The following is a 20,165-nucleotide window of genomic DNA, read 5'->3' on the forward strand; positions in this document are numbered from 1 at the left end:
AACAATAAAATTGTGCACAATAAAAAAGGGATGCACTGCAGTCAGCGCATCCCTTTTTAGCTGCTAACAACTAACAGCAACATGGGTTAATCCGGCAGAGTGATGTTCAACTCCAACACCGAACAGTTATCGGAGTTGTCGAGGTTGACAGTCACCTGATCCGAATCAATATTGATGTATTTGCGAATGACTGCAATGATTTCCTGCTGCATTTGCGGCAAAAAATCCGGCTGATTCAGATTGCGTTTGGTGCGCTCGTGCGCAACGATAATTTGCAGACGCTCCTTGGCAACCGATGCCGACGAGGGCGCGCGCTTCTTGCGCAGGTAGTCAAAAATACTCACGGCTTATACCCCCAGCAAACGCTTCAGAAAACTTTTCTTTTCCGCTTCCAGGAAGCGGTGCGGTATTTCCTTGCCCAACAGGCGATCAACTGCATCGTTATAGGCTTGGCCAGCAGCGGTGGTCTCATCCAGAATCACCGGAGTACCTTGGTTAGAGGCTTTTAATACCGCTTCTGATTCAGGAATTACACCGAGCAGTGGAATGGCCAAAATTTCTTCTACATCGTTCACACTCAGCATTTCGCCGGCTTCAACCCGCACAGGATTGTAACGCGTCAACAACAGATGCTCTTTAATGGGCTCGAGGTTTTGTTCAGCGCGACGGGATTTGCTTTGCAATATGCCGAGAATGCGATCTGAGTCGCGCACGGAAGATACTTCCGGGTTGGTTACAACAATGGCGATATCAGCAAAGTACAAAGCCATTAATGCGCCCTGCTCAATACCCGCCGGTGAATCGCAGACTATGTATTCAAAATCTTTAGCTAACTCGTTGATAACCGCTTCAACACCTTCGCGGGTCAGCGCGTCTTTATCGCGGGTTTGCGAGGCGGGCAATACATACAGGCCTTCGGTGCGTTTATCTTTAATCAGCGCTTGATTGAGAGTGGATTCACCTTTCACCACGTTGACAAAATCGTATACCACGCGGCGCTCGCAACCCATAATTAAATCGAGGTTACGCAGACCCACATCAAAATCGATCACCACAGTTTTATGGCCGCGCATCGCCAAGCCAGTACTGATTGCTGCGCTGGAGGTGGTTTTTCCCACTCCGCCCTTACCTGATGTAACAACGATAATCTTGGCCAAGGTAGGCTCCTGTAAAATATTCAAAGTCTAAAAAATCAATGCGTGGATAAAATCATTATTTGATAAATATCAAATCCACAGTGTTAATTGCTAACCAGTGCCTCAAGGATAACTTTTTCACCACTGAGTGATGCTTGCACCGGCTTTTTAAATAATTCTTTGGGTAGTGAATCTTGCAGCACAAAATTACCGGCAATTGAAATCAGCTCCGCTTCCATTTGCTGACAAAAAATTCGCGCGCTTTCATCGCCTTTGACACCGGCGAGTGCACGGCCGCGCAGTGTGCCGTAAATATGAATATGGCCATCGGCCAATACTTCTGCCCCTTCACTCACTTGCGCCAGCACAATCAAATCCGCCCCTTCGGCGTAAATTTGTTGACCGGAGCGTACCGGGCGGGTAACCACCTTGCTCTGGCGCTGCACCAAACGCTCTTCAATAACGGTTTCTACCACCGTTTCTACGACGCGCTCGATCACCGTTTCAACCTGCGGCGCGGCTTCTTGTTTGGGGAGTTTAAGCGCGCGTTCGCTGGGCGTTGGTAGCACCGCCAAACCGGTTTTATTAACGGCTGCTAACAATACCTCAGGTACACCGCTAAAACCTAGTGGTTGTAAGTCCAGTTCGCGGCAAATTGCCAGCAAATCAGCGGGTTTTTTCAGGTTTTCGGGGTTTTCCAGGCGGTCCAGATTGATCAACACCGGTGAGTTGGTAAAGAACTGCGGCGCCTGCACAATTTTCTCTTTAAGTTCCGCTAACAAACTCTTGGGTTCATAGCGCACAATCGCCAGTACCACCACGGTAACAGCACTGCCTTTTAGCTGGAAATTCACATCGATCATGCGCGGCTCTCTGCTTGCTTGCATCATTACAAAAGTGCGCCATTATCGGGTCACTAGTTGATTAGTCAAGCGAGAGGCTCTTTACAGTTCAGCTCGGGTTAAGCGCGCGGCTCTTATAAATGAACCAATGCTACCTATCCGCCCTCTTAAGGGCACACTACGGCGCTCAAGTGAGAACCATCATGACTAGCCAGCTTCTGCAACGCCCCACAAAATTTGCGTTAATGATCAGTCTGCTAATGCCATTACTGGTGGGCTGTACAACAACCCAAGCGGTCAGCCAAACCAGCTACAGCACCACAGCCGCGCAAGCGAGTTTTAGTGAGGCGCAGCTGGATTCACTGCTGGCGCCCATCGCACTTTACCCGGATACGGTTTTATCCCACGTGCTAATCGCCGCTACCTATCCGTTGGAAGTAGTCGAAGCTGATCGCTGGGCGCGCAAAAATAGCCGTTTAAAAGGTGATGACGCGGTCAATGCGGTCGACAATCAGGATTGGGACCCGAGTGTTAAAGCGCTGGTGGCCTTCCCCGATATTTTGCAGCGCATGAGTGAAGACTTGGATTGGACCCAGCAGCTGGGGGATGCTTTTCTCGCCAGCGAAGAGCGGGTGATGGACAGTATTCAGAAGCTGCGCAACCGCGCTTATGCCTCCGGCAACCTCGATAATGTCGAGCATGTGCGGGTAGTGCGCGAAGAAAAAATCATTGTAATTGAGCCTTCGGTCGAACGTGTCGTGTATGTACCGGCTTACGATACCCGCGTGGTGTACGGCAGCTGGTGGTGGGCAGATTATCCACCGGTGTATTGGCATTACCCCAGCAGCTATGTGTTTGTATCCGGTTTTTATTGGGGGCCGCGCGTTCATATTGGCCCGCGTTTTTATTTCAGCGGTGTTCATTGGGGGCATCGCCGCGTTGTTGTAGTTGACCATCACCATCACGGTCACCGCTTTTACGATAGCCGCAGCGTAGTGCGCCACAACACAGCCAAACACTGGCACCACAATCCGGTGCACAGACGCGGTGTTGCCTATCACGATAACCACACGCGCGAACGTTTTCACAGCCCGCGCGAAAGCGTACGCGACACCCAGCACTATCGCGCCAATCTGCGTGATAACAATAATAATGGTAACAACAATGGCAATCGTGGCGGCTACCTTGGCGATAGAGGCAGCAATCGCATAGCGCCAAATAGCGCACGCGATCAACGCCAAGGGCGCGATGATGCAGCGTTGCAGCGCTTGGATCGCCGTCAGGCAGGACAAATCACCACTAACAGCGCCAATGTCAGCAACGAGCGCGCCGTACAAAACCCACAACCTCGCGCGGAACAATTGCGCGAGCGAATGAACACCCGCAATGGGCGCGACCTGGGCAATCTGCAAAACCGGGAACAAGGCAATCGCACTGAGCGCCAAGGTTCCGATATTCGTCAAACAGAACGCAGAACACAGACCGAACAGGGCGAAAATCGCAATTGGGAAAATCGTCTTAACCAGAGCCGCACTGAACGCACCGGGACTCAACAGGCACAGCCCGTACAACGGACTGATTCACGGATCCAGCAGGCGCAACAACAAAGCCGCCTTGAGCGCCCTGCCATCCAGCGTTTAGAGCGCACACAATCGGTAGAACGCCCCGAAGTTCAAGCAGTAGAGCGTCGCGACGCACCGCGGGTAGAACGAGTGGAACGTAGCGAGCGCCCGCAACGAGTTGAGCGCTCTGGCGGCGGCAATTCTGACCGCCAAAGTGGCAACCGCACAGAAATGCGTGGCGGCCGCGAGCGCTAAATACTGAAGATTCACCCCCTACGTAGCTCCCACTAATAGCCTCAAACCAATAATTGGTTTGAGGCTATAACTTTTCAATAGTATTCAAACTGCATCGCAGCCTGTGCATTGAGCGCGCAAACTTTTATACTACTGCAACAATCTTACGTCACACTTGTTCACCAACCTTCGCATTGAGCCCACTCTTGTTTATGCAGAAAATCGCACCTCTAACCCGATTTATGGCCGCTTTACTGCTGGTCAGCAGCCTCTTTGCCTGTAGCAGTAACAAAATTGTTCGACAGGCCGATGCTTGGCCGAGCGAAATGCCGTCCCGCGCTTACTTTCTCAAAATATATGCAGCCGATGAAACCAATAAAAAAATCCAGACCCAAGACGAATATCTGACTTGGATTGTGCGCTTTTACAGCGGCTGGGAATTGTATCGTCGCGGCTGGATCAAAATGACCAATGAGTTGGTATCGCAGGTCCAAGACCCAAATCAAGTCACAGAGATTCGTTACAAAATCGATCGTATCGGGCGCTTGGTATCGGGCGAGTGGGCGAAAAAAGCAGATACGCGCACCATTTATTTGCGCCACGTTTCCATCTGGGGCAATGCGCTATTGGAATCGCTAGATCGCAACGAAGCCTTACCGCTAATTAACCGCGTAAATAAAGATGTAGACGATTTGCTCGCGCACCGGATTAACGCCGATGTCATCACCGCCGAACGCTACTTCCCCGCCGATGAAGACGATCCATTTTTATAAAATCGTTTTGTGCAGCACATAAAAAATCCCCGACACTTCTCACAGCGTCGGGGATTTTTTATGGCTCATGTTTATGTAAATAGATATTTATACGGATAGAGAACTTATGAAGCCAATACCTTGAGCGCAATTTCCGAACCAGGCAAAGCATCTTGTGCGATTAATAAAATCATCCCCAAAAACAGCGCAACCACCACCAGATACCACAACACAGAAAACCAAATGCCGTAGGTTTTAAGCGGCGTAATATCTTCGGCCAACCCCACACGCCAACCGGCCACAATGTCCACCACCCCCAGCACAATAAAAAAGGTGATGAAATACAAACCCAATTTCCAAGTTACAACAAAACATAATGCAGAGATAATCAGCAGCGCAATCAATGCCAAATAATTGCGCCCGGAAAATACCAATGATTTCACCACCCGCCCACCATCCAATGGATACACTGGAATTAAATTAAATAGATTTAATAGCGCGCTGGTGGATGCCACTAAACCGGCGAAATGACTTTCGGTGATGAGATACACGATATAAAACGCAACGGTCATGATCAAACCGTACACCGGCCCCATCATGGAGATATACACATCCTGCCAGCGGGTTTTTGGCATATCGCCCACCGCAAGACCGCCGACAAAGGGAATCAAATACATTCCCTTGGTGGGCAGACCAAATGTTTTCATCGCGCGCAAATGACCATACTCGTGAAATACCAACACCCCAATTAATGCCAGCGCAAACTCCACGGTAAACATCACGCTATAAACCGCCACTGAGGCAGCGAGCAGTGCAACCTTAACCACCTGCACCGCTTTCAATAATTTAAACGCAACCAAACCAAGCGATAACCAAGAGTTGGTTTTTGCTGGCTTGCCTGCAGGCGCCGCCAGAGCGTTAGCGGTCGCCGTTGTTTCATCGCGATGAAAATCTTGCCCGGTAAGCGCGACTGGCGATGCGGCCTCCAGCACTCGTTCACCATTGACCCACAACTCATAATTCACGTCTGCCGCGCGCAGATTGAGCACATAGATCAGTTTTACTTCACCCAAACTCTCTACGCTAAACCCATGTTCACTGGTAATACTAAAATTGCGCTGCTGCGACACCACCACACCATCGACGGCGACAATCTCTTCACCGCTTGCCGGCGTTGCATCGACAGTAAACACACGGTCGGCATAATCAAACGAAAATAACTGCATAAATAACGGCTCTATATTGATACAAAAAAACAAAAATCTGCGGGTGCAGGGGTTTTACTGGCCTTAACCCACCCTTGCTAATAAACTGTGCGCTATTGATGCAACCGTCTTATCTGCATATAACCGCGAGAACGAGTTACCTATGTTACACATTGGCCGACAAAACCGCTTAACCATCGTCAAACACACTGATTTCGGCATTTTTCTCGATGGCGGCAAGTTTGGCAACATATTACTGCCCAAGCGTTACGTGACCGCTGATATGAAAATTGGCGGCATCCTGGATGTATTTATCTATCTGGATTCCGACGATTGTATTATCGCCACCACCCTCACCCCCAAAGCTATGGTTGGTGAATGCGCGTTTCTCGAAGTGAAAGAAGTGAACAATGTCGGCGCATTTCTCGATTGGGGTTTGCCAAAAGATTTGCTGGTGCCCTTTGGCGAGCAACACAAACCTATGGAAGCTGGCCGCTCTTATGTGGTGTGTATTTATCAAGATGAATACACGGGCCGCATTACCGCCTCATCGCGTTTAAGCCGGCACCTTGAAGAGCGTGCAGATGGCTTGCGCGCAAAACAGGCGGTGGATTTAATCATTTGTGGCCGTAGCGATATGGGTTACAAAGCGGTGATTAATTACACCCATTTAGGTTTGATCTTCCGCGACGAAGCGTTCCGCACCTTACTGTACGGCGAAAAAGTAAAAGGTTATATCAAAAGCATTCGCCCCGACCGCAAAATTGATTTAAGTCTGCAAGCACAAGCGCGCGACAGCAAAGAAGATCTAGCCGAAAAAATTCTTGCCGATTTACAACGCCAAGGCGGCACTTCGTTTGTAACCGACAAAAGCGAACCTGAATTAATTTACAAAATATTTAATGTGAGCAAAGGCAATTACAAAAATGCCCTGAGCCTGCTCTATAAACAACGCAAAATCCTAATTGAAAAAGACAAAATCACACTCGTTGAACAAGGACAATAAAATGTCGGCTGCAGGAAAAACTATTCGCTGGGGCATTATTGGCGTGGGCGATGTGTGTGAACTAAAAAGCGGACCAGGTTTTTATAAAGCGGAAAATTCCCAACTGATTGCGGTGATGCGCCGCAACGGCGAAAAAGCGAAAGATTTTGCTGCACGACATAATGTAGATCTATGGTACAACAATGCCGAAGCACTGCTCGCCAATCCCGACATCAATGCCGTTTATATCGCCACACCACCTGCGCAACATAAAGATTACGCAATCGCCGCGTTAAATGCGGGCAAAAATGTGTATATCGAAAAACCCGTCACCCTTAACGCCGCAGAATGCGATGCAATTATCGCTGCGGAAAAAGCCAGCGGTAAAAAAGTCAGCGTTGCGCATTATCGCCGCTATGTGCCCTGCTTTATGAAACTAGCGGAACTCATTCGCAACGGTGCCATCGGCGAGCCATTAATGGTGCGGCTGGATATGCTGCAACCGGCTAAATCCACAATCATTACCGAAACCGAAGACAATTGGCGAGTAAACCCGGCACTATCCGGCGGCGGCCTATTTCACGACTTATCTCCGCACCAACTTGACCTGATGATTTATTGGTTTGGTACAGTTATTCAAGCAAGCGGCTTCGGCTACAACCAACGTCAGTTCAATACCGCCGATGACTGTGTACTGGGCTGGGCAAAATTTGATAGCGGCGTGGTATTGCAAGGCCGCTGGCATTACGCGGTTGCGCCAGAGCAAACCCGCGACCTGTGCGAAATTATTGGAACAGCAGGAAAGTTGACGATCAACTTTTTTGGCCAGCAAGTGATTTGTTTAACCAATGGTGATGACGAGCAAGAAATTATCATCCCCAACCCGCAACATATTCAGCAGCCAATGATTGAACAGGTAAATAATTATTTTCGCGGCGAGCGAAATAACCCTTGCAGCGTAACTGAAGCAAAAGCGGTGATGGAATTGATTGATTGTTTTAGCAAGCCTATTTAACCCGCTAGATTTAGTTGAACAAATAGGGGATAGCGGTCAATTAAATCGTCGTCACTCCCGTTTGCGGGAGTCCAGATTTAAACATTAAAACCTATGGATCCCCGCACGCGGGGATGACGCTCTGACACTACACGCCGCTGAACTAATTGGCATTAAATAAATGGGGAAACAATTGTTGTTTTTCTTCTGCCGTTAAACCTTCCACGCGTGTTTTATTCACTTCTGGAATTTCTTCCACATCCGCAAAATACTCCAGCGCTTTTTCCAAACTGGCTTCGCGAATAATGTGCAGAATGGGATAAGGGGCACGATTGGTGAGGTTTTCGGCATCATCCGGTTCGGCGTGGGCAAAACAATAGTGCGGGTGAAAGGTGGCGAGCTGATAAACGCCCACCCAGCGGTTGCGTTTAAGCAGTTGTTGGGTCCATTGTAAAAACTGGTTGTAGTCAAAAAAATCCTGCAGGTGATTGGGCACAATCACCAAGGTGGTTTCAATCTCGCTTGCGGGTTTTTCGTCGAGCAATTCCATTTCTTGTTGCAGGTCTTGTAGCAGCAATTCGTCGTCAGTGGCGTGGCTAACAAAAAAGCGCACGCGATTTTCGCGGGTGGGTTTGCCAGAAAACGGGCAGAGGTTTAACCCTATCACCACCTCGTTTAACCAGCGGGCGACATCGGCTACTATTTTTTCATCGAGGATTTTTGCATCAAGATCCTGCGCACTCATGCAATCAGACTCCGGCTTTTTTCTGTTGCAATAACAAACCTATGCCCTCGATAAAATCCAGCACCAGTTCATCGTCACAGGCTTTGTACTGTTCATGACCGGCTTTGCGAAATAGCGCCGCCAGATCAGACTTGGTCAGTTCAATCGTCACCAATTTCAGTGCATCGCGCAGATCCTGCTCATGCAAGACAAAAGCAATACGCAATTTTTTCAACACATCGTTATTGGAAATTTTGGCGTGTTTTTCGATCACCTCAACATCAGCATCGGCTTTTTTACCGCGCTGTTGCTCAATCAAATTATTCAGAAAAACAATCAGAATATAGTCCGGCATGGCGGCAAAACCGGGTTGATAATCCGTCTTGAGCAAATTGGCGACGTCTTTATCGCTCAGGTCGATATCCGCGCGGGCAAACAGGGTTTGAATTTGTGCTGTATCCAATTGCAAGGATTGCATCAGTTTGCGAAAAATATCGTTGGTTCTCATAGGGTGGCTCTTTGATGAAAGCAAATAATTGAGGCATTCTACCGCAAAGCCCGCGCCGCCTGAGAGTGAATCCATGCATCCGTTTACTGAAATCAATCCGTTTGCGCCTGAGTTAGTCGCCGCGCGCAAACGCGCCAAACAACTCTGCCAGCAATTAAATGCCCTGCGCGCCGATCAAACCAAAGCGCGCAAGCCGTTTTATCAGCAACTTTTTGCGCAAGTAACACGCGCCTATATTGAACCGAATTTCTTTTGCGATTACGGCAGCAATATTTATTTGGGCGTAGAATTTTATGCAAACCACAATTGTGTGATTCTGGATGCAGCCGAGGTGCGCATTGGCGACCGGGTGATGCTGGGGCCGAATGTACAAATTTATAGCGCCAGCCATCCACTCGATCCGGTTGAACGCGCCAGCGGCAAAGAGTGCTGCGCGGCAATTGCGATTGGCGATGACTGTTGGATTGGCGGCGGCGCGATCATTCTAGCGGGTGTCAGCATCGGCGCAGGCACAGTGATCGGCGCAGGCAGTGTGGTAACTAAAGATATCCCAGCCGGTGTAGTGGCGGCTGGCAACCCCTGCCGAATCATTAAAACCATTCACCAAACGGTTAATTGATCACCCGATATTCCCTGAAAATAAGCTGAATATGCGTATTTTACTTGCCGGATTGGCTCATTTTTTCTATGGTGTCCGGCTGTGCCTGCAATTTGGGCTTCATTTTTGCAGAAACAGACGATAAATCTGGTCAAAATAAGACCACCCCAAACCACAGAATGTGCCTGCTGGTGACCAAGTCACTGCTCCTCTAAACAGAATAAGGGCACATTTTTCACGACATGAGAGGAAGTATCACTATGCAACCTACCTTGTTCGAGCAAGCGCTCGATCTATTAGTATTTGGCATGGGCACAGTCTTTGTGTTCCTGGCGATTTTGGTAATTGCAATCAATCTGATGTCGCGCTTTGTCGGAACTTTTTTCCCTGAAGCTATAGTGCCCGAGGCCACTTTTGCTCCGGTAAAACCCAGCTCCGGGGAGCTGGATAAAACCACCCTCGCCGTGATACAGGCTGCTATCCGTCAACACCGCGACCGCCAAAATAGCAACAAGTAGCCGCCCGCCTAATTCTGGAGTTAATCAATGTCTAACAATAATCCACTCGGTGTTACCGATGTAGTTTTGCGCGATGCGCACCAATCTTTGTTTGCCACCCGCATGCGTCTCGATGACATGTTGCCCATAGCCTCCAAACTCGACAGCGTCGGCTTCTGGTCACTGGAATCCTGGGGCGGAGCTACCTTTGATGCCTGCATTCGCTATTTGGGCGAAGACCCCTGGGATCGCATTCGCGAGCTGAAAAAAGCTATGCCCAAAACCCCGCAGCAAATGCTATTGCGCGGCCAGAATCTGTTGGGCTATCGCCACTATGCCGATGACGTAGTAGAAGCCTTTGTTGAGCGCGCTGCAGTTAGTGGTGTGGATGTATTCCGTGTGTTTGATGCGATGAACGATATGCGCAATATCGAAATCGCCATGAAAGCGGTAAAACGTCAGGGCAAACACGCACAGGGCACACTCGCCTACACCATCAGCCCAATTCACACTCTGGATGGCTGGGTCGCACAAGCAAAACAAATTGAAGATATGGGCGCTGACTCTATCTGTATCAAGGATATGGCTGGCCTGCTGAAACCCTACGAGGGTTTTAAGCTGGTTAAGCGCTTGAAAGAAGAATGCGATATTCCAATTCATATGCAGTGCCACGCCACCACCGGCCTCGCCCACGCCACCATTTTGAAATGTGTAGAAGCTGGGATCGATAACGTGGATACCGCAATTTCCTCTATGTCCATGACCTATGGCCACAGCCCGACCGAAACCCTGGTCGCCACCTTGGAAGGCACCAACCGCGATACCGGTTTGAATTTGGTCTTGCTGGAAGAGATAGCCGCTTATTTCCGCGAAGTCCGCAAAAAGTACGCAAAATTTGAAGGCTCACTGACCGGTGTGGATGGGCGCATCCTGATCGCGCAAGTGCCCGGCGGCATGCTCACCAATATGGAAAGCCAACTGCGCGAGCAAGGTGCCCTGGATCGCTTTGATGAAGTATTAAAAGAAATTCCCCGCGTGCGTGAAGATTTGGGCTTCATCCCGCTGGTTACCCCCACCTCTCAAATCGTCGGCACCCAAGCGGTGCTCAATGTACTCAGTGGTGAGCGCTACAAAAATATTTCCAAAGAAACTGCAGGTGTATTGCGCGGCGAATACGGCGCAACTCCGGCACCGATGAATGCCGAACTGCAAGCCACCGTGCTGCAAGATGGCGAGCAGCCCATCACCTGCCGTCCAGCCGATAACATCGCACCCGAACTTGAGCAACTGCGTTCCGAATTAGAAAAAGAAGCCGCTCTGCGCAACATCACCCTGCGTATTCATGAGCAGGAATTGGATGATGTACTCACCTATGCCCTGTTTCCGCAAATCGGTTTGCGCTTTTTAGAAAACCGCAACAATCCCACCGCGTTTGAACCGGCGCCTACCGGCAAAGAAAGTGCAGTGGTAACCAGCGCTGCTGGCGAAGAAATTTATACCGTCGAAGTCGAAGGTAAAAAGTTCACCGTTACCGTATCCAACGGTGGCGATATTACCGGCATTAAACCACTGCAAGCCACCGGCACTAACGCTGCCAGCGTCAAGCCTGCATCCACTGCTGAAGCGCGCAACTTACCTGCGCCACTGGCAGGCAATATCATCAAAGTGTTTGTAAACGTTGGCGATGAAGTGAAAGAAGGCGATGTGATCATGCTGCTTGAAGCCATGAAAATGGAAACCCAAATCAGCGCGCCTTGCACCGGCACCATCAGCAGTATCGATGTAAAAACCGGCGATTCTGTTCCGGTTGGCAAACAATTGCTCTCTATCGTGCCAGCAGGAGAATAATTGATGGATACCCTGCTCAACCTTTGGTACTCCACCGGCATCTACCACATAGAGTCCGGCCAACTGATTATGCTCGGCATTTGTCTGGGCTTATTATTCCTCGCCATTCGCAAAGGTTTTGAACCCCTGTTGCTGGTGCCGATTGGTTTTGGTGGATTGCTCGCCAACCTGCCTTCGGCTGGCTTGGCATATTCGGCCATCGAGCAAGCGCTAATAAACGGCACCCCGGAAATTGGCGCGGCGCTGGCGCAATTGGCGGGTTTAAGCCCAACTGACCCGGACTCGCTGATTTATAAAACACTCTATGCCAGTGAGCCAGCGCTGTATCAAACCGCCGTGCACATGGCACAGGTGGCAGGCTATAACGATGGCATGCTCTACACCTTTTACAAAGTCTCCATCGCCAGTGGCGTGGCACCGCTGATTATTTTTATCGGCGTAGGCGCCATGACCGACTTTGGCCCGCTGCTCGCCAATCCCAAAACCCTATTGCTCGGCGCGGCGGCGCAATTTGGTATTTTTGCCACGGTGATGGGTGCAATTGGTTTAAGTTATTTCGGGATGGATTTCTCCATCGCCGATGCCGCTGCCATCGGGATTATCGGCGGCGCCGATGGCCCTACCGCGATTTACGTTGCCAGTAAATTAGCACCAGACTTACTCGGCGCCATCGCCGTTGCCGCTTACAGCTATATGGCATTGGTTCCCCTGATCCAACCGCCAATCATGCGTTTGCTCACCACCAAAGCAGAGCGCGGCATTGTGATGCAGCAATTGCGCACCGTAAGCAAGCGCGAAAAAATCGTCTTCCCGATTGTGATGCTGGCGCTGGTTGGCCTGATCCTGCCCGATGCCACACCGCTGCTGGGTGCATTTTGTTTGGGTAATTTGATGCGCGAATGCGGCGTGGTGGATCGTTTATCCGATACGGCACAAAACGCGCTGATCAATATCACCACCATCTTCCTGGGTTTATCGGTCGGCTCCAAACTCGCCGCCGACAAATTCCTCGACCCCAAAACCCTCGGCATTCTCGCCCTCGGTATTGTCGCCTTCGGTATAGGCACAGCAGCAGGTGTACTGATGGCCAAGCTGATGAATGTATTCAGCAAACACAAAGTGAATCCACTCATCGGCTCCGCTGGTGTATCCGCCGTACCTATGGCCGCACGTGTATCCAACAAACTCGGCCTGCAAGCCAATCCGCAAAACTATTTGCTGATGCATGCAATGGGGCCAAACGTTGCCGGTGTAATCGGCTCGGCGATTGCAGCCGGTGTGATGATTACCATTGTGAGTAACTTGCCTGCGGGTTAATCACTCAACTATTACAGGAGCTGCCTATGGATGCGAATATGGTCATAACAGCGCTCGGCGGCCTTGCCATGTTTTTGTTGGCAATGCGTTTGATGACCGAGGGTTTGACCCTATTCGCAGGCAGCCGCCTGAAGCTACTACTCAGTAATTGGACCTCAACACCCTGGCGCGGTGTCGGGGTCGGCATTCTAGTCACCGGACTAGTGCAATCCTCCAGCGCTGTCACAGTTGCCACCCTTGGTTTTGTCAACGCCGGGGTGCTCAACCTGCGCCAAGCCATCGGCGTAATCTTTGGCACCAATCTCGGTACCACCATCACCGCATGGCTCGTCAGCCTAATGGGTTTTGGTTTCAAAATCGATGCATTGGCCTTACCCATACTGACGCTCGGCATCATGCTGCGCCTAATGGCCAGTGATACACGCACCAAAGGCTTGGGCGATGCGCTAACCGGATTTGGATTGTTTTTTCTGGGGCTGGATCTACTCAAAGATGCCTTTGACGGGTTGGCCACCAACTTCAGCGCCAACTTGGGTGAAGGCAGCGGGCTGGGAAGCAGTTGGCTCAGCATGATTCTGATCGGCTTCGTCGCTACCTTGCTCACCCAATCCTCCAGCGCCGCCATCGCCATTATCCTCACTGCTTCTGCAGGGGGAGTCATAGGCTTTGAAGGCGCCGCTGCCGCAGTGATAGGCGCCAACCTGGGCACAACATCCACCGCGGCTTTTGCCAGTTTTAAAGCCACTCCAGCCGCAAAACGGCTCGCTCTGAGCCATATCCTCTTTAATCTGGTTGCGGCTATAGCCGCGCTCTGCCTCTTGCCATTGATGCTGGGTTTGGTAACGCTTTTAGGCAATTTACTCGAATTAGGCAGTAGCCCTACGGTGTTGCTCGCGCTGTTTCACAGCCTATTTAATCTGCTCGGCGTGATCATCATGCTGCCGTTGACAGGCCGCTTGGCTACATTATTAGAGCGGTTGTTTCACAGTGCCGAAGAAGATATGGGGCGAGCACATTATTTAGATAGCACCCTCAGCGGCACACCAGCGCTGGCAGTGGCCGCACTCAATCAGGAAATGGCGCGCTTGTCCGACATACTCAGCAGCCTGCTGCGCGATGCACTCAGCGGCGCCAGCCATACTCCCGAACTCACACGCCGCACCGAGGCCATCCATACACTGGGTAGCAGCATCAGTAGTTTTATCACCAGTATTCGCCCCGATGTGATGGAACCCAAGACCGCCAATCAACTCGCAGGGGCACTCTATGCAACGCGCTACTCGCAGGAATCCGCACGGCTGGCGCCGGGCTTGCGCCGCTTGGCCAAAGAACACGAAACACTGATCGACAAATCTATCCGCGCTGCCTTGGAACAACTGTTAAAACAAGCTGCTCACTGTCTGGATGCCGACCTATCAGCCAACAACCAGCAACTCAGTGAACTGGTTGAGGGGCTGCGGAATGCCCATCGGGATGCTCGGCGCCAACTGCTGGAGTCTGCCGTCAACGGCGTATTGTCAGCGAGCGATTTGGAAAGTTTATTGGAAGGGTTGGATTTCAGCCGCCGCGCGATAGAACTGCAAGTAAAAGCCAGACGCCTGTTACACGCGGGCGATGAAGCGGAAACCATCGCCACACAGTCAGGCCCATTGCCGCATTTAATTTCTGCACAAGAACTTGATGAGATCAACGCCGCAAACAGACAAGAGTAGACTCGTCATAGAATTCACCGCGACAAAGGAGTTATCGGATGAAAAAAAACACCACCATCGACTTGGCTGACTACCTTATCCCGACTAATGCCCAGCTGGATTTACAGCAACGGGCCACGCATGTAGACCCGCTCTACCAATCAAAAGACGACTACAAAACGCAGCTCAAAAGCAGCACCAAACAGCTGCAAAAACTGCAGGAATTACTCTACGCCCACAACCGCTATTCCCTGCTTATTATTTTTCAAGCGATGGATGCCGCAGGCAAAGACGGCGCGATTCGCCATGTGATGTCTGGCATCAACCCGCAAGGCTGTCAGGTGCACAGCTTCAAACATCCGAGTGCCACTGAACTGGAACACGATTTTCTCTGGCGCAGCTATTGTGCGCTGCCCGAGCGCGGCCGGATCGGCATATTCAACCGCTCCTATTACGAAGAAGTATTAATCGTGAAAGTGCGCCCGGAATTACTGAAGGCGCAAAACTTGCCCTGTGAACATATCAACTCAGAAAATTTTTGGCGCGAGCGTTATGAATCCATAGTGCAATCAGAAGCCCATTTAACGCGCAACGGCATGCGCATTATTAAATTCTTTTTGCACATATCCAAAGAAGAACAATGCCAACGCTTTATCGACCGCATCGACAACCCGGACAAACACTGGAAATTTTCCGATGCCGATATAGAACAGCGTCAGCACTGGGACACCTACATGAACGCCTACGCCGATTGCCTAAGTAACACCAGCACCGATGCAGCGCCCTGGTATTTAATTCCCGCTGATGACAAGAAAAACGCGCGCCTGATTATTTCAAGTGTGATCAACCAAACCCTGAGCGAATTGGATTTGTCTTACCCAGAAACCAGTGATAGTCGGCGTAAAGAATTGGAAGGTATTGGACTAAAGCTACGCCAGGGGAAACTTTAACCCTGACGTAATGCCACTGCCTATTAAAAAATTAACATTTCAAACGCACAAAAAAATACCTACAAACAAAAGTTTGTAGGTATTTTTTTATTAAGTGCACCTAATCTTTAAAATCTCAGCAAAAAGCTTTGACTTCTATACTTACAGTGAATCACGAGAAAAATTAATGATATTTTTACCAAACTTATTAATAGCGCTTTCCTGAAGCCGATTCAGAAGTAGCCGAAGCTCGATTAGGTCATTCCCTACATCCGCGACCTCATCTTCATCGCTAGAAACAGAACAAATGTTCTCCATTCGAGCATCCATTTCCGAAAGAGCCTCTAAAATAATTTTCAATTCCGATTCAGCCACCTCCAATTGAAAGTTACTCATACTACTTTTCCTTCTTTTTTGAAAACGCGGGAAGCGTTAAGAGTCATTACCTCTAGCAATCGCTTGTATTTTTCAACGGGCATATTTTGAGCAGGCGCTATACAAAAATGATGTGGTTTATCTTGCACCAACTTCAATCCCAGTGGAGGTCGTGTATTCGGGGGGAAACGCCACACCCAACCAGCCATAGGTGACTCGTTAATACCCAACCTATCAAAAACACTAACTCCTTTGCCATTAGCCTTTATTACCAGCACTCCATCTATTTCAACCGTATCAATATCTCTTGACCTGACATTAGAAAGCCTAGCGCTTTCTGAATTTCCCAATCTAAACAACTCTTCAGGCAGAATATAAAATTCCTTCGGAAACATTTCTTACTCCTTAAATAATTTACAACAATAGACTACTGGACTGCGCCACTGTAAGTTCATCTATCATCGCATTGAAAGCGCTATTTCACATTTAAATTGCCAATCGAAAAGTTTCGCGACACATCATCACCGTTTTATTAAGTAATTCACAAAACATAGCTCAATCCAAAATAATATGCGGTAAAAACCGCGATGAATCTTTGGTGATTAAGCTGGCGTCTTCACGGATACAAATTCCTGCAGCACTATCGCCCACCACCCAACTGCCGAGCATGGCGTAGGTGTCAGCGTTGCGATATTCATCGCGGAATTTTGGTAAAGCCTGAAACGCTTGGCGAATGTAGCGACCATCGTTATAGGGGCCTGCAGCGGAGAGTTTTTCACCGTTGGCGGTAATCAAATCCACATTGGCGCCTTCTCGGGAAAATAAGGGTTTACGCACCCAACCAGCTGCCAAAGGTTCGCTTGATGTTGTCTCAAAAAATGCAGGTAACAAATTCGGGTGATTGGGGTAGCGCTGCCAGAGCAGTGGCAAAATTCCTTTGTTGGATAACAACATTTTCCACGCGGGTTCGACCATTTGAGTATTGGCGGCGGTGATGGCTTTGGCAAAATCTTCCCGCACCATATGCTCCCAAGGATAGAGCTTGAATAAACCCTTGATCGCTTGATCGTCCAAATCCACAAACTGTTCGCTGCCCTGCGCATCCGTGATTACGCCGATATCTTCCAGCGCGATATAACGCACATCTACACCGGCTTGGGCGGCTATATCCATTAAATAATCGACAGTGCCTTTGTCTTCTATGCTTTCACGCACACTGGAAAAATAAAAGGGTTGCGGCAGATTGAGTTGCGCAAAGGCGGCTTCGATTTTGTCGTGCAGGGAATTAAATTGATCAGCATGTTCAGGCAACACGCCATTTTTAATTTGATCTTCCAGCCACACCCATTGGAAAAAACCGGTTTCAAATAATGAGGTGGGCGTGTCGTAATTTAATTCGAGTAACTTGGCGGGGCCGAGGCCGTTGTAGACCAGATCCATACGGCCATACAAATGCGGTTCACCTTTGTTCCAGGAATTCCAAATATAACTCCAGAATTCGCGCGGGATATTCAGCAGCGTAAGCATCTCTTCGCTGCGGGTGATATCGCCGACCATATCCATGGTCATTTGATGCAGTTCTTCGGTGGGCGCTTCCAAATCGTTTTCGATTTGATGCAAATTAAATTGATAGTAGGCAGTTTCATCCCAATAGGGTTCGCCGTCGAAGGTGTGAAAATGAAAGCCTACTTCTTCGGCGTAAGCGCGCCAATTAGCGCGCTCGGCAACACTGATACGTTTCATTCATTAACCACCAAAACTATTGCGCGCAGCCGCTTGCTGGCCAAAACCGCCGCGGCGAACTACTTGCCCCACTTGCGGTTTAACTTGCGATGGCTTGAGCGTGATAGGGCCAATGCCACCGGCGACGGGTTTGTTGGTGGCGGTGCGGAAAGTGCCGCGATCATCGCGGGATTTGTACAGCGGTTGGGTAGGCACTTTTGATGCGGCGCCAGCACCGGCTGCTGCGGGCTGTTGGAAATTACTGCCGCCGCGATTCATCATTTGCCCCATCATGTAGCCCATCATCATCGGCATAAATACGCTGCCGCCCGAGGTGGTCTGCTGTGGCGCGGTTTCACAATTACCTGCGCCAAAATCGACTTCGCATTCGGCTTTATCTAAATATTTTGGCGCGACTTGTGGGTGCAAGGCTTTTGCCGCGGCAAACTCAGCATTGCATTGCGCTGTGTCATTTAAACCAGCGGCGCTGCATTCACTCGGGTCGCTAAATACCAGCGCCTGTTGGCTTTCTTCACCGCAACCGGCAAGCAACAGGGTGGCGACAGGAACCATTAATACCAAAGCGGTTTTTTTACTGCGTTTCATTTTTTGTTTCCTGTAAAAAATTAATAACTCATGCACGCGGCGTTAATCAAACCAACGGCAATTGCAGCCGCTGCCGAAAAAGTACCGGTGGCGATTTCACCTTGATTAATGCGCTCGGGCAATTGTCTGATGGCGATGCGCAACACTACAAAAGTCAGCACTTGTACGATCAATGCCACCGCGCCCCAAACCGCGCAATCGAGCAGTGACAGTGAGTTAGTAATCGCACTGGAGAGCGGCAAAGCAAAACCAATCAGTGCGCCACCAAAGGCGAGTGCAGCGGCAGCATTGTTAGCTTTAATTAAAGCCAACTCATCTTGCGGCGTTACCCAAGTGTAAATACGTACAAAAATCAGCACTAATACCATCGCCACCGCAAAATAGGCGAGAAAAGGTGGAATGCCGTTTAAGGATGACAGCGTAGTTGCAAGCATGGAGATGTCCTTTAGTGAGTAAATTGAAGCGATGAAAGCTTAAAAACTGGAGCGGATTCTGACACAAAACCGGTAGCGGCTCTATCTTGTTAGATATGCATCAATAACACATAGATTTTTAACAATTTTTTAACAACCATTTCTGGCACACTCGCCAAGTGAAATTGTTGGCTGATATTAAAAGCTCAGGGGCTTGTATGAAATTATTTCTGTGTTGCGGCCTCGCGCTAGTGCTGGCTGCACAACTTACCGGCTGCAGCGACAAACCTACCAATCTCGCCTTGGGCACGCTGGAGCGCGACCGCATTGTGCTCAAAGCAACTGCCGCCGAGATCATCACCCAACTGCCGATTAGCGAAGGCAGCGAGGTGCATGCGGGGGATTTGCTGCTGCAGCTCGATGATCGCCGCCAACAAGCGTTAGTCGCCAAGGCCGATGCCAATCTCGCCAGTGCGCAGGCCAATCTCACTAAATTGCAAAACGGCGCACGGCCGGAAGATATTGCCGCCGCCCGCGCGCAGGTAAAAGGCGCGGAAGCGCAGTTAGTTGAAGCGCAAAAAACCTTTGCCCGTTCGGAAACGCTGGTGAGCAGAAAACTCGTCGGTGCCGCTGAGCTGGATAGTGCCCGCGCCAAACGCGATTCTGCGCAGGCCACTTTGGATAAATCTCACGACAATTTATTACTGCTCACCAACGGCACCCGCGAGGAGGATTTGCAGCAGGCCGAAGCGCAAGTGGCGCTCGCCCAAGCCGCACTGGAATTGGAACAGTACAATTTAGGCGAGCTGAGCATTCGCGCCACTGGCGCTGCGCGGCTGGATCACCTGCCTAAACACTTGGGTGAGCGCACCAGTATCGGCGAAGCGGTGGCGACACTGCTGGCCGACAAAGCGCCCTACGCGCGGATTTATGTACCGGAAACTCATCGCCTGAATCTCAGCGCCGGGCAGGAATTGGTTGTGCATGTGGATGGCCTCGACCAGCCACAAACCGGCAAACTGCGTTGGATCTCCCAAGACGCCGCCTTTACGCCCTACTTTGCACTTAACTCCAACGATCGCGCTCGCTTGGTGTATCTGGCGGAAGTGCAGCTACCCGACTCGGCAGCCAACTTGCCCAGCGGTTTACCCGTACAGGTTGAGCTGCCCCATGACTGATCCAGCGATGAGCAACACCGAGAATCAGTGGGCGATAGAAACCCGTGGT

The 20,165-nt window shown here is 50.1% G+C and carries 22 protein-coding genes; 11 read left to right on the plus strand and 11 right to left on the minus strand.

Translation table 11 applies throughout. The annotated features are described in order from the left end of the window. Positions 1-86: 86 nt before the first annotated feature. The 3 genes from minE to minC all read right to left on the minus strand — a co-directional run bounded on the left by minE (position 87) and on the right by minC (position 2,026). Complete coding sequence (gene minE, locus AC2CG4_RS11530; RefSeq protein WP_062066546.1) at positions 87-344, minus strand: cell division topological specificity factor MinE; 258 nt, start codon at positions 342-344, stop codon at positions 87-89. 3 nt (positions 345-347) lie between these two features. Beyond that, complete coding sequence (gene minD / locus AC2CG4_RS11535) at positions 348-1,157, minus strand: septum site-determining protein MinD (RefSeq protein ID WP_484486395.1); 810 nt, start codon at positions 1,155-1,157, stop codon at positions 348-350. An 83-nt stretch (positions 1,158-1,240) separates the two neighbouring features. Continuing rightward, positions 1,241-2,026 (minus strand): septum site-determining protein MinC, encoded by a 786-nt coding sequence (gene minC / locus AC2CG4_RS11540; RefSeq protein WP_484486396.1) that lies wholly within the window; start codon positions 2,024-2,026, stop codon positions 1,241-1,243. Positions 2,027-2,181: 155 nt separating this feature from the next. Here minC and AC2CG4_RS11545 point away from each other — a divergent pair, with 155 nt between their 5' ends. Together AC2CG4_RS11545 and AC2CG4_RS11550 are read left to right on the plus strand one after the other, a co-directional pair. After that, the gene (locus tag AC2CG4_RS11545; RefSeq protein WP_484486397.1) at positions 2,182-3,795 is read left to right on the plus strand and encodes a DUF3300 domain-containing protein; all 1,614 of its coding nucleotides are present in this window, start codon (positions 2,182-2,184) and stop codon (positions 3,793-3,795) included. A gap of 191 nt (positions 3,796-3,986) precedes the next feature. After that, positions 3,987-4,547 (plus strand): hypothetical protein, encoded by a 561-nt coding sequence (locus AC2CG4_RS11550; RefSeq protein WP_484486398.1) that lies wholly within the window; start codon positions 3,987-3,989, stop codon positions 4,545-4,547. A 104-nt stretch (positions 4,548-4,651) separates the two neighbouring features. Here the strand turns inward: AC2CG4_RS11550 and AC2CG4_RS11555 are convergent, their stop codons facing one another. Beyond that, a complete protein-coding gene (locus AC2CG4_RS11555; RefSeq protein WP_484486399.1) occupies positions 4,652-5,752 on the minus strand; it encodes a site-2 protease family protein in 1,101 nt (366 codons plus the stop codon). Positions 5,753-5,894: 142 nt separating this feature from the next. Between AC2CG4_RS11555 and AC2CG4_RS11560 the strand changes: the two genes are divergently transcribed. Then, positions 5,895-6,737 (plus strand): CvfB family protein, encoded by an 843-nt coding sequence (locus AC2CG4_RS11560; RefSeq protein ID WP_484486400.1) that lies wholly within the window; start codon positions 5,895-5,897, stop codon positions 6,735-6,737. 1 nt (position 6,738) lies between these two features. After that, entirely contained in the window at positions 6,739-7,731 is a 993-nt protein-coding gene (locus tag AC2CG4_RS11565; protein ID WP_484486401.1) for a Gfo/Idh/MocA family protein, read from the plus strand. A gap of 142 nt (positions 7,732-7,873) precedes the next feature. On the opposite strand, the gene AC2CG4_RS11570 is transcribed toward AC2CG4_RS11565, so the two are convergent. Continuing rightward, positions 7,874-8,455, minus strand: coding sequence for a DUF1415 domain-containing protein (locus tag AC2CG4_RS11570; protein ID WP_484486402.1), 582 nt, complete (start codon positions 8,453-8,455; stop codon positions 7,874-7,876). Between the two features lie 4 nt (positions 8,456-8,459). After that, positions 8,460-8,942: a DUF1456 family protein gene (locus AC2CG4_RS11575; RefSeq protein WP_484486403.1), complete on the minus strand. Its 483-nt coding sequence runs from the start codon at positions 8,940-8,942 to the stop codon at positions 8,460-8,462. 73 nt (positions 8,943-9,015) lie between these two features. Between AC2CG4_RS11575 and AC2CG4_RS11580 the strand changes: the two genes are divergently transcribed. The 6 genes from AC2CG4_RS11580 (at position 9,016) to AC2CG4_RS11605 (ending at position 15,843) form a co-directional block, all read left to right on the plus strand. After that, positions 9,016-9,561 (plus strand): sugar O-acetyltransferase, encoded by a 546-nt coding sequence (locus AC2CG4_RS11580; protein WP_484486404.1) that lies wholly within the window; start codon positions 9,016-9,018, stop codon positions 9,559-9,561. A gap of 239 nt (positions 9,562-9,800) precedes the next feature. Continuing rightward, a complete protein-coding gene (locus AC2CG4_RS11585) occupies positions 9,801-10,058 on the plus strand; it encodes an OadG family protein (protein WP_484486405.1) in 258 nt (85 codons plus the stop codon). Positions 10,059-10,085: 27 nt separating this feature from the next. Next, entirely contained in the window at positions 10,086-11,885 is a 1,800-nt protein-coding gene (gene oadA, locus AC2CG4_RS11590; protein WP_484486406.1) for a sodium-extruding oxaloacetate decarboxylase subunit alpha, read from the plus strand. A 3-nt stretch (positions 11,886-11,888) separates the two neighbouring features. Then, entirely contained in the window at positions 11,889-13,202 is a 1,314-nt protein-coding gene (locus AC2CG4_RS11595; RefSeq protein WP_484486407.1) for a sodium ion-translocating decarboxylase subunit beta, read from the plus strand. Between the two features lie 26 nt (positions 13,203-13,228). Beyond that, the gene (locus AC2CG4_RS11600; RefSeq protein ID WP_484486408.1) at positions 13,229-14,914 is read left to right on the plus strand and encodes a Na/Pi cotransporter family protein; all 1,686 of its coding nucleotides are present in this window, start codon (positions 13,229-13,231) and stop codon (positions 14,912-14,914) included. Positions 14,915-14,952: 38 nt separating this feature from the next. After that, the gene (locus tag AC2CG4_RS11605) at positions 14,953-15,843 is read left to right on the plus strand and encodes an ADP-polyphosphate phosphotransferase (RefSeq protein ID WP_484486409.1); all 891 of its coding nucleotides are present in this window, start codon (positions 14,953-14,955) and stop codon (positions 15,841-15,843) included. Between the two features lie 141 nt (positions 15,844-15,984). Here the strand turns inward: AC2CG4_RS11605 and AC2CG4_RS11610 are convergent, their stop codons facing one another. The 5 genes from AC2CG4_RS11610 to AC2CG4_RS11630 form a co-directional block, all read right to left on the minus strand. Continuing rightward, positions 15,985-16,218 carry a hypothetical protein gene (locus AC2CG4_RS11610; protein ID WP_484486410.1) on the minus strand — a complete coding sequence of 78 codons (234 nt, stop codon included), beginning with the start codon at positions 16,216-16,218 and terminating at the stop codon, positions 15,985-15,987. Beyond that, the gene (locus tag AC2CG4_RS11615) at positions 16,215-16,592 is read right to left on the minus strand and encodes a Tse2 family ADP-ribosyltransferase toxin (protein WP_484486411.1); all 378 of its coding nucleotides are present in this window, start codon (positions 16,590-16,592) and stop codon (positions 16,215-16,217) included. Before AC2CG4_RS11615 ends, AC2CG4_RS11610 begins: the two co-directional genes overlap by 4 nt. Before the next feature lie 160 nt (positions 16,593-16,752). Beyond that, the gene (locus AC2CG4_RS11620) at positions 16,753-17,940 is read right to left on the minus strand and encodes a glutathionylspermidine synthase family protein (RefSeq protein ID WP_484486412.1); all 1,188 of its coding nucleotides are present in this window, start codon (positions 17,938-17,940) and stop codon (positions 16,753-16,755) included. Positions 17,941-17,943: 3 nt separating this feature from the next. Next, positions 17,944-18,525 (minus strand): DUF1190 domain-containing protein, encoded by a 582-nt coding sequence (locus tag AC2CG4_RS11625; protein ID WP_484486413.1) that lies wholly within the window; start codon positions 18,523-18,525, stop codon positions 17,944-17,946. A gap of 20 nt (positions 18,526-18,545) precedes the next feature. Beyond that, complete coding sequence (locus tag AC2CG4_RS11630) at positions 18,546-18,959, minus strand: DUF350 domain-containing protein (protein ID WP_062066587.1); 414 nt, start codon at positions 18,957-18,959, stop codon at positions 18,546-18,548. A gap of 197 nt (positions 18,960-19,156) precedes the next feature. On the opposite strand from AC2CG4_RS11630, the gene AC2CG4_RS11635 reads away from it, so the two are divergent. Further along, the gene (locus AC2CG4_RS11635; RefSeq protein ID WP_484486414.1) at positions 19,157-20,116 is read left to right on the plus strand and encodes an HlyD family secretion protein; all 960 of its coding nucleotides are present in this window, start codon (positions 19,157-19,159) and stop codon (positions 20,114-20,116) included. Positions 20,117-20,165 lie beyond the last annotated feature (49 nt).

The sequence above is a fragment of the Cellvibrio sp. ATLC23 genome, from assembly GCF_057196725.1.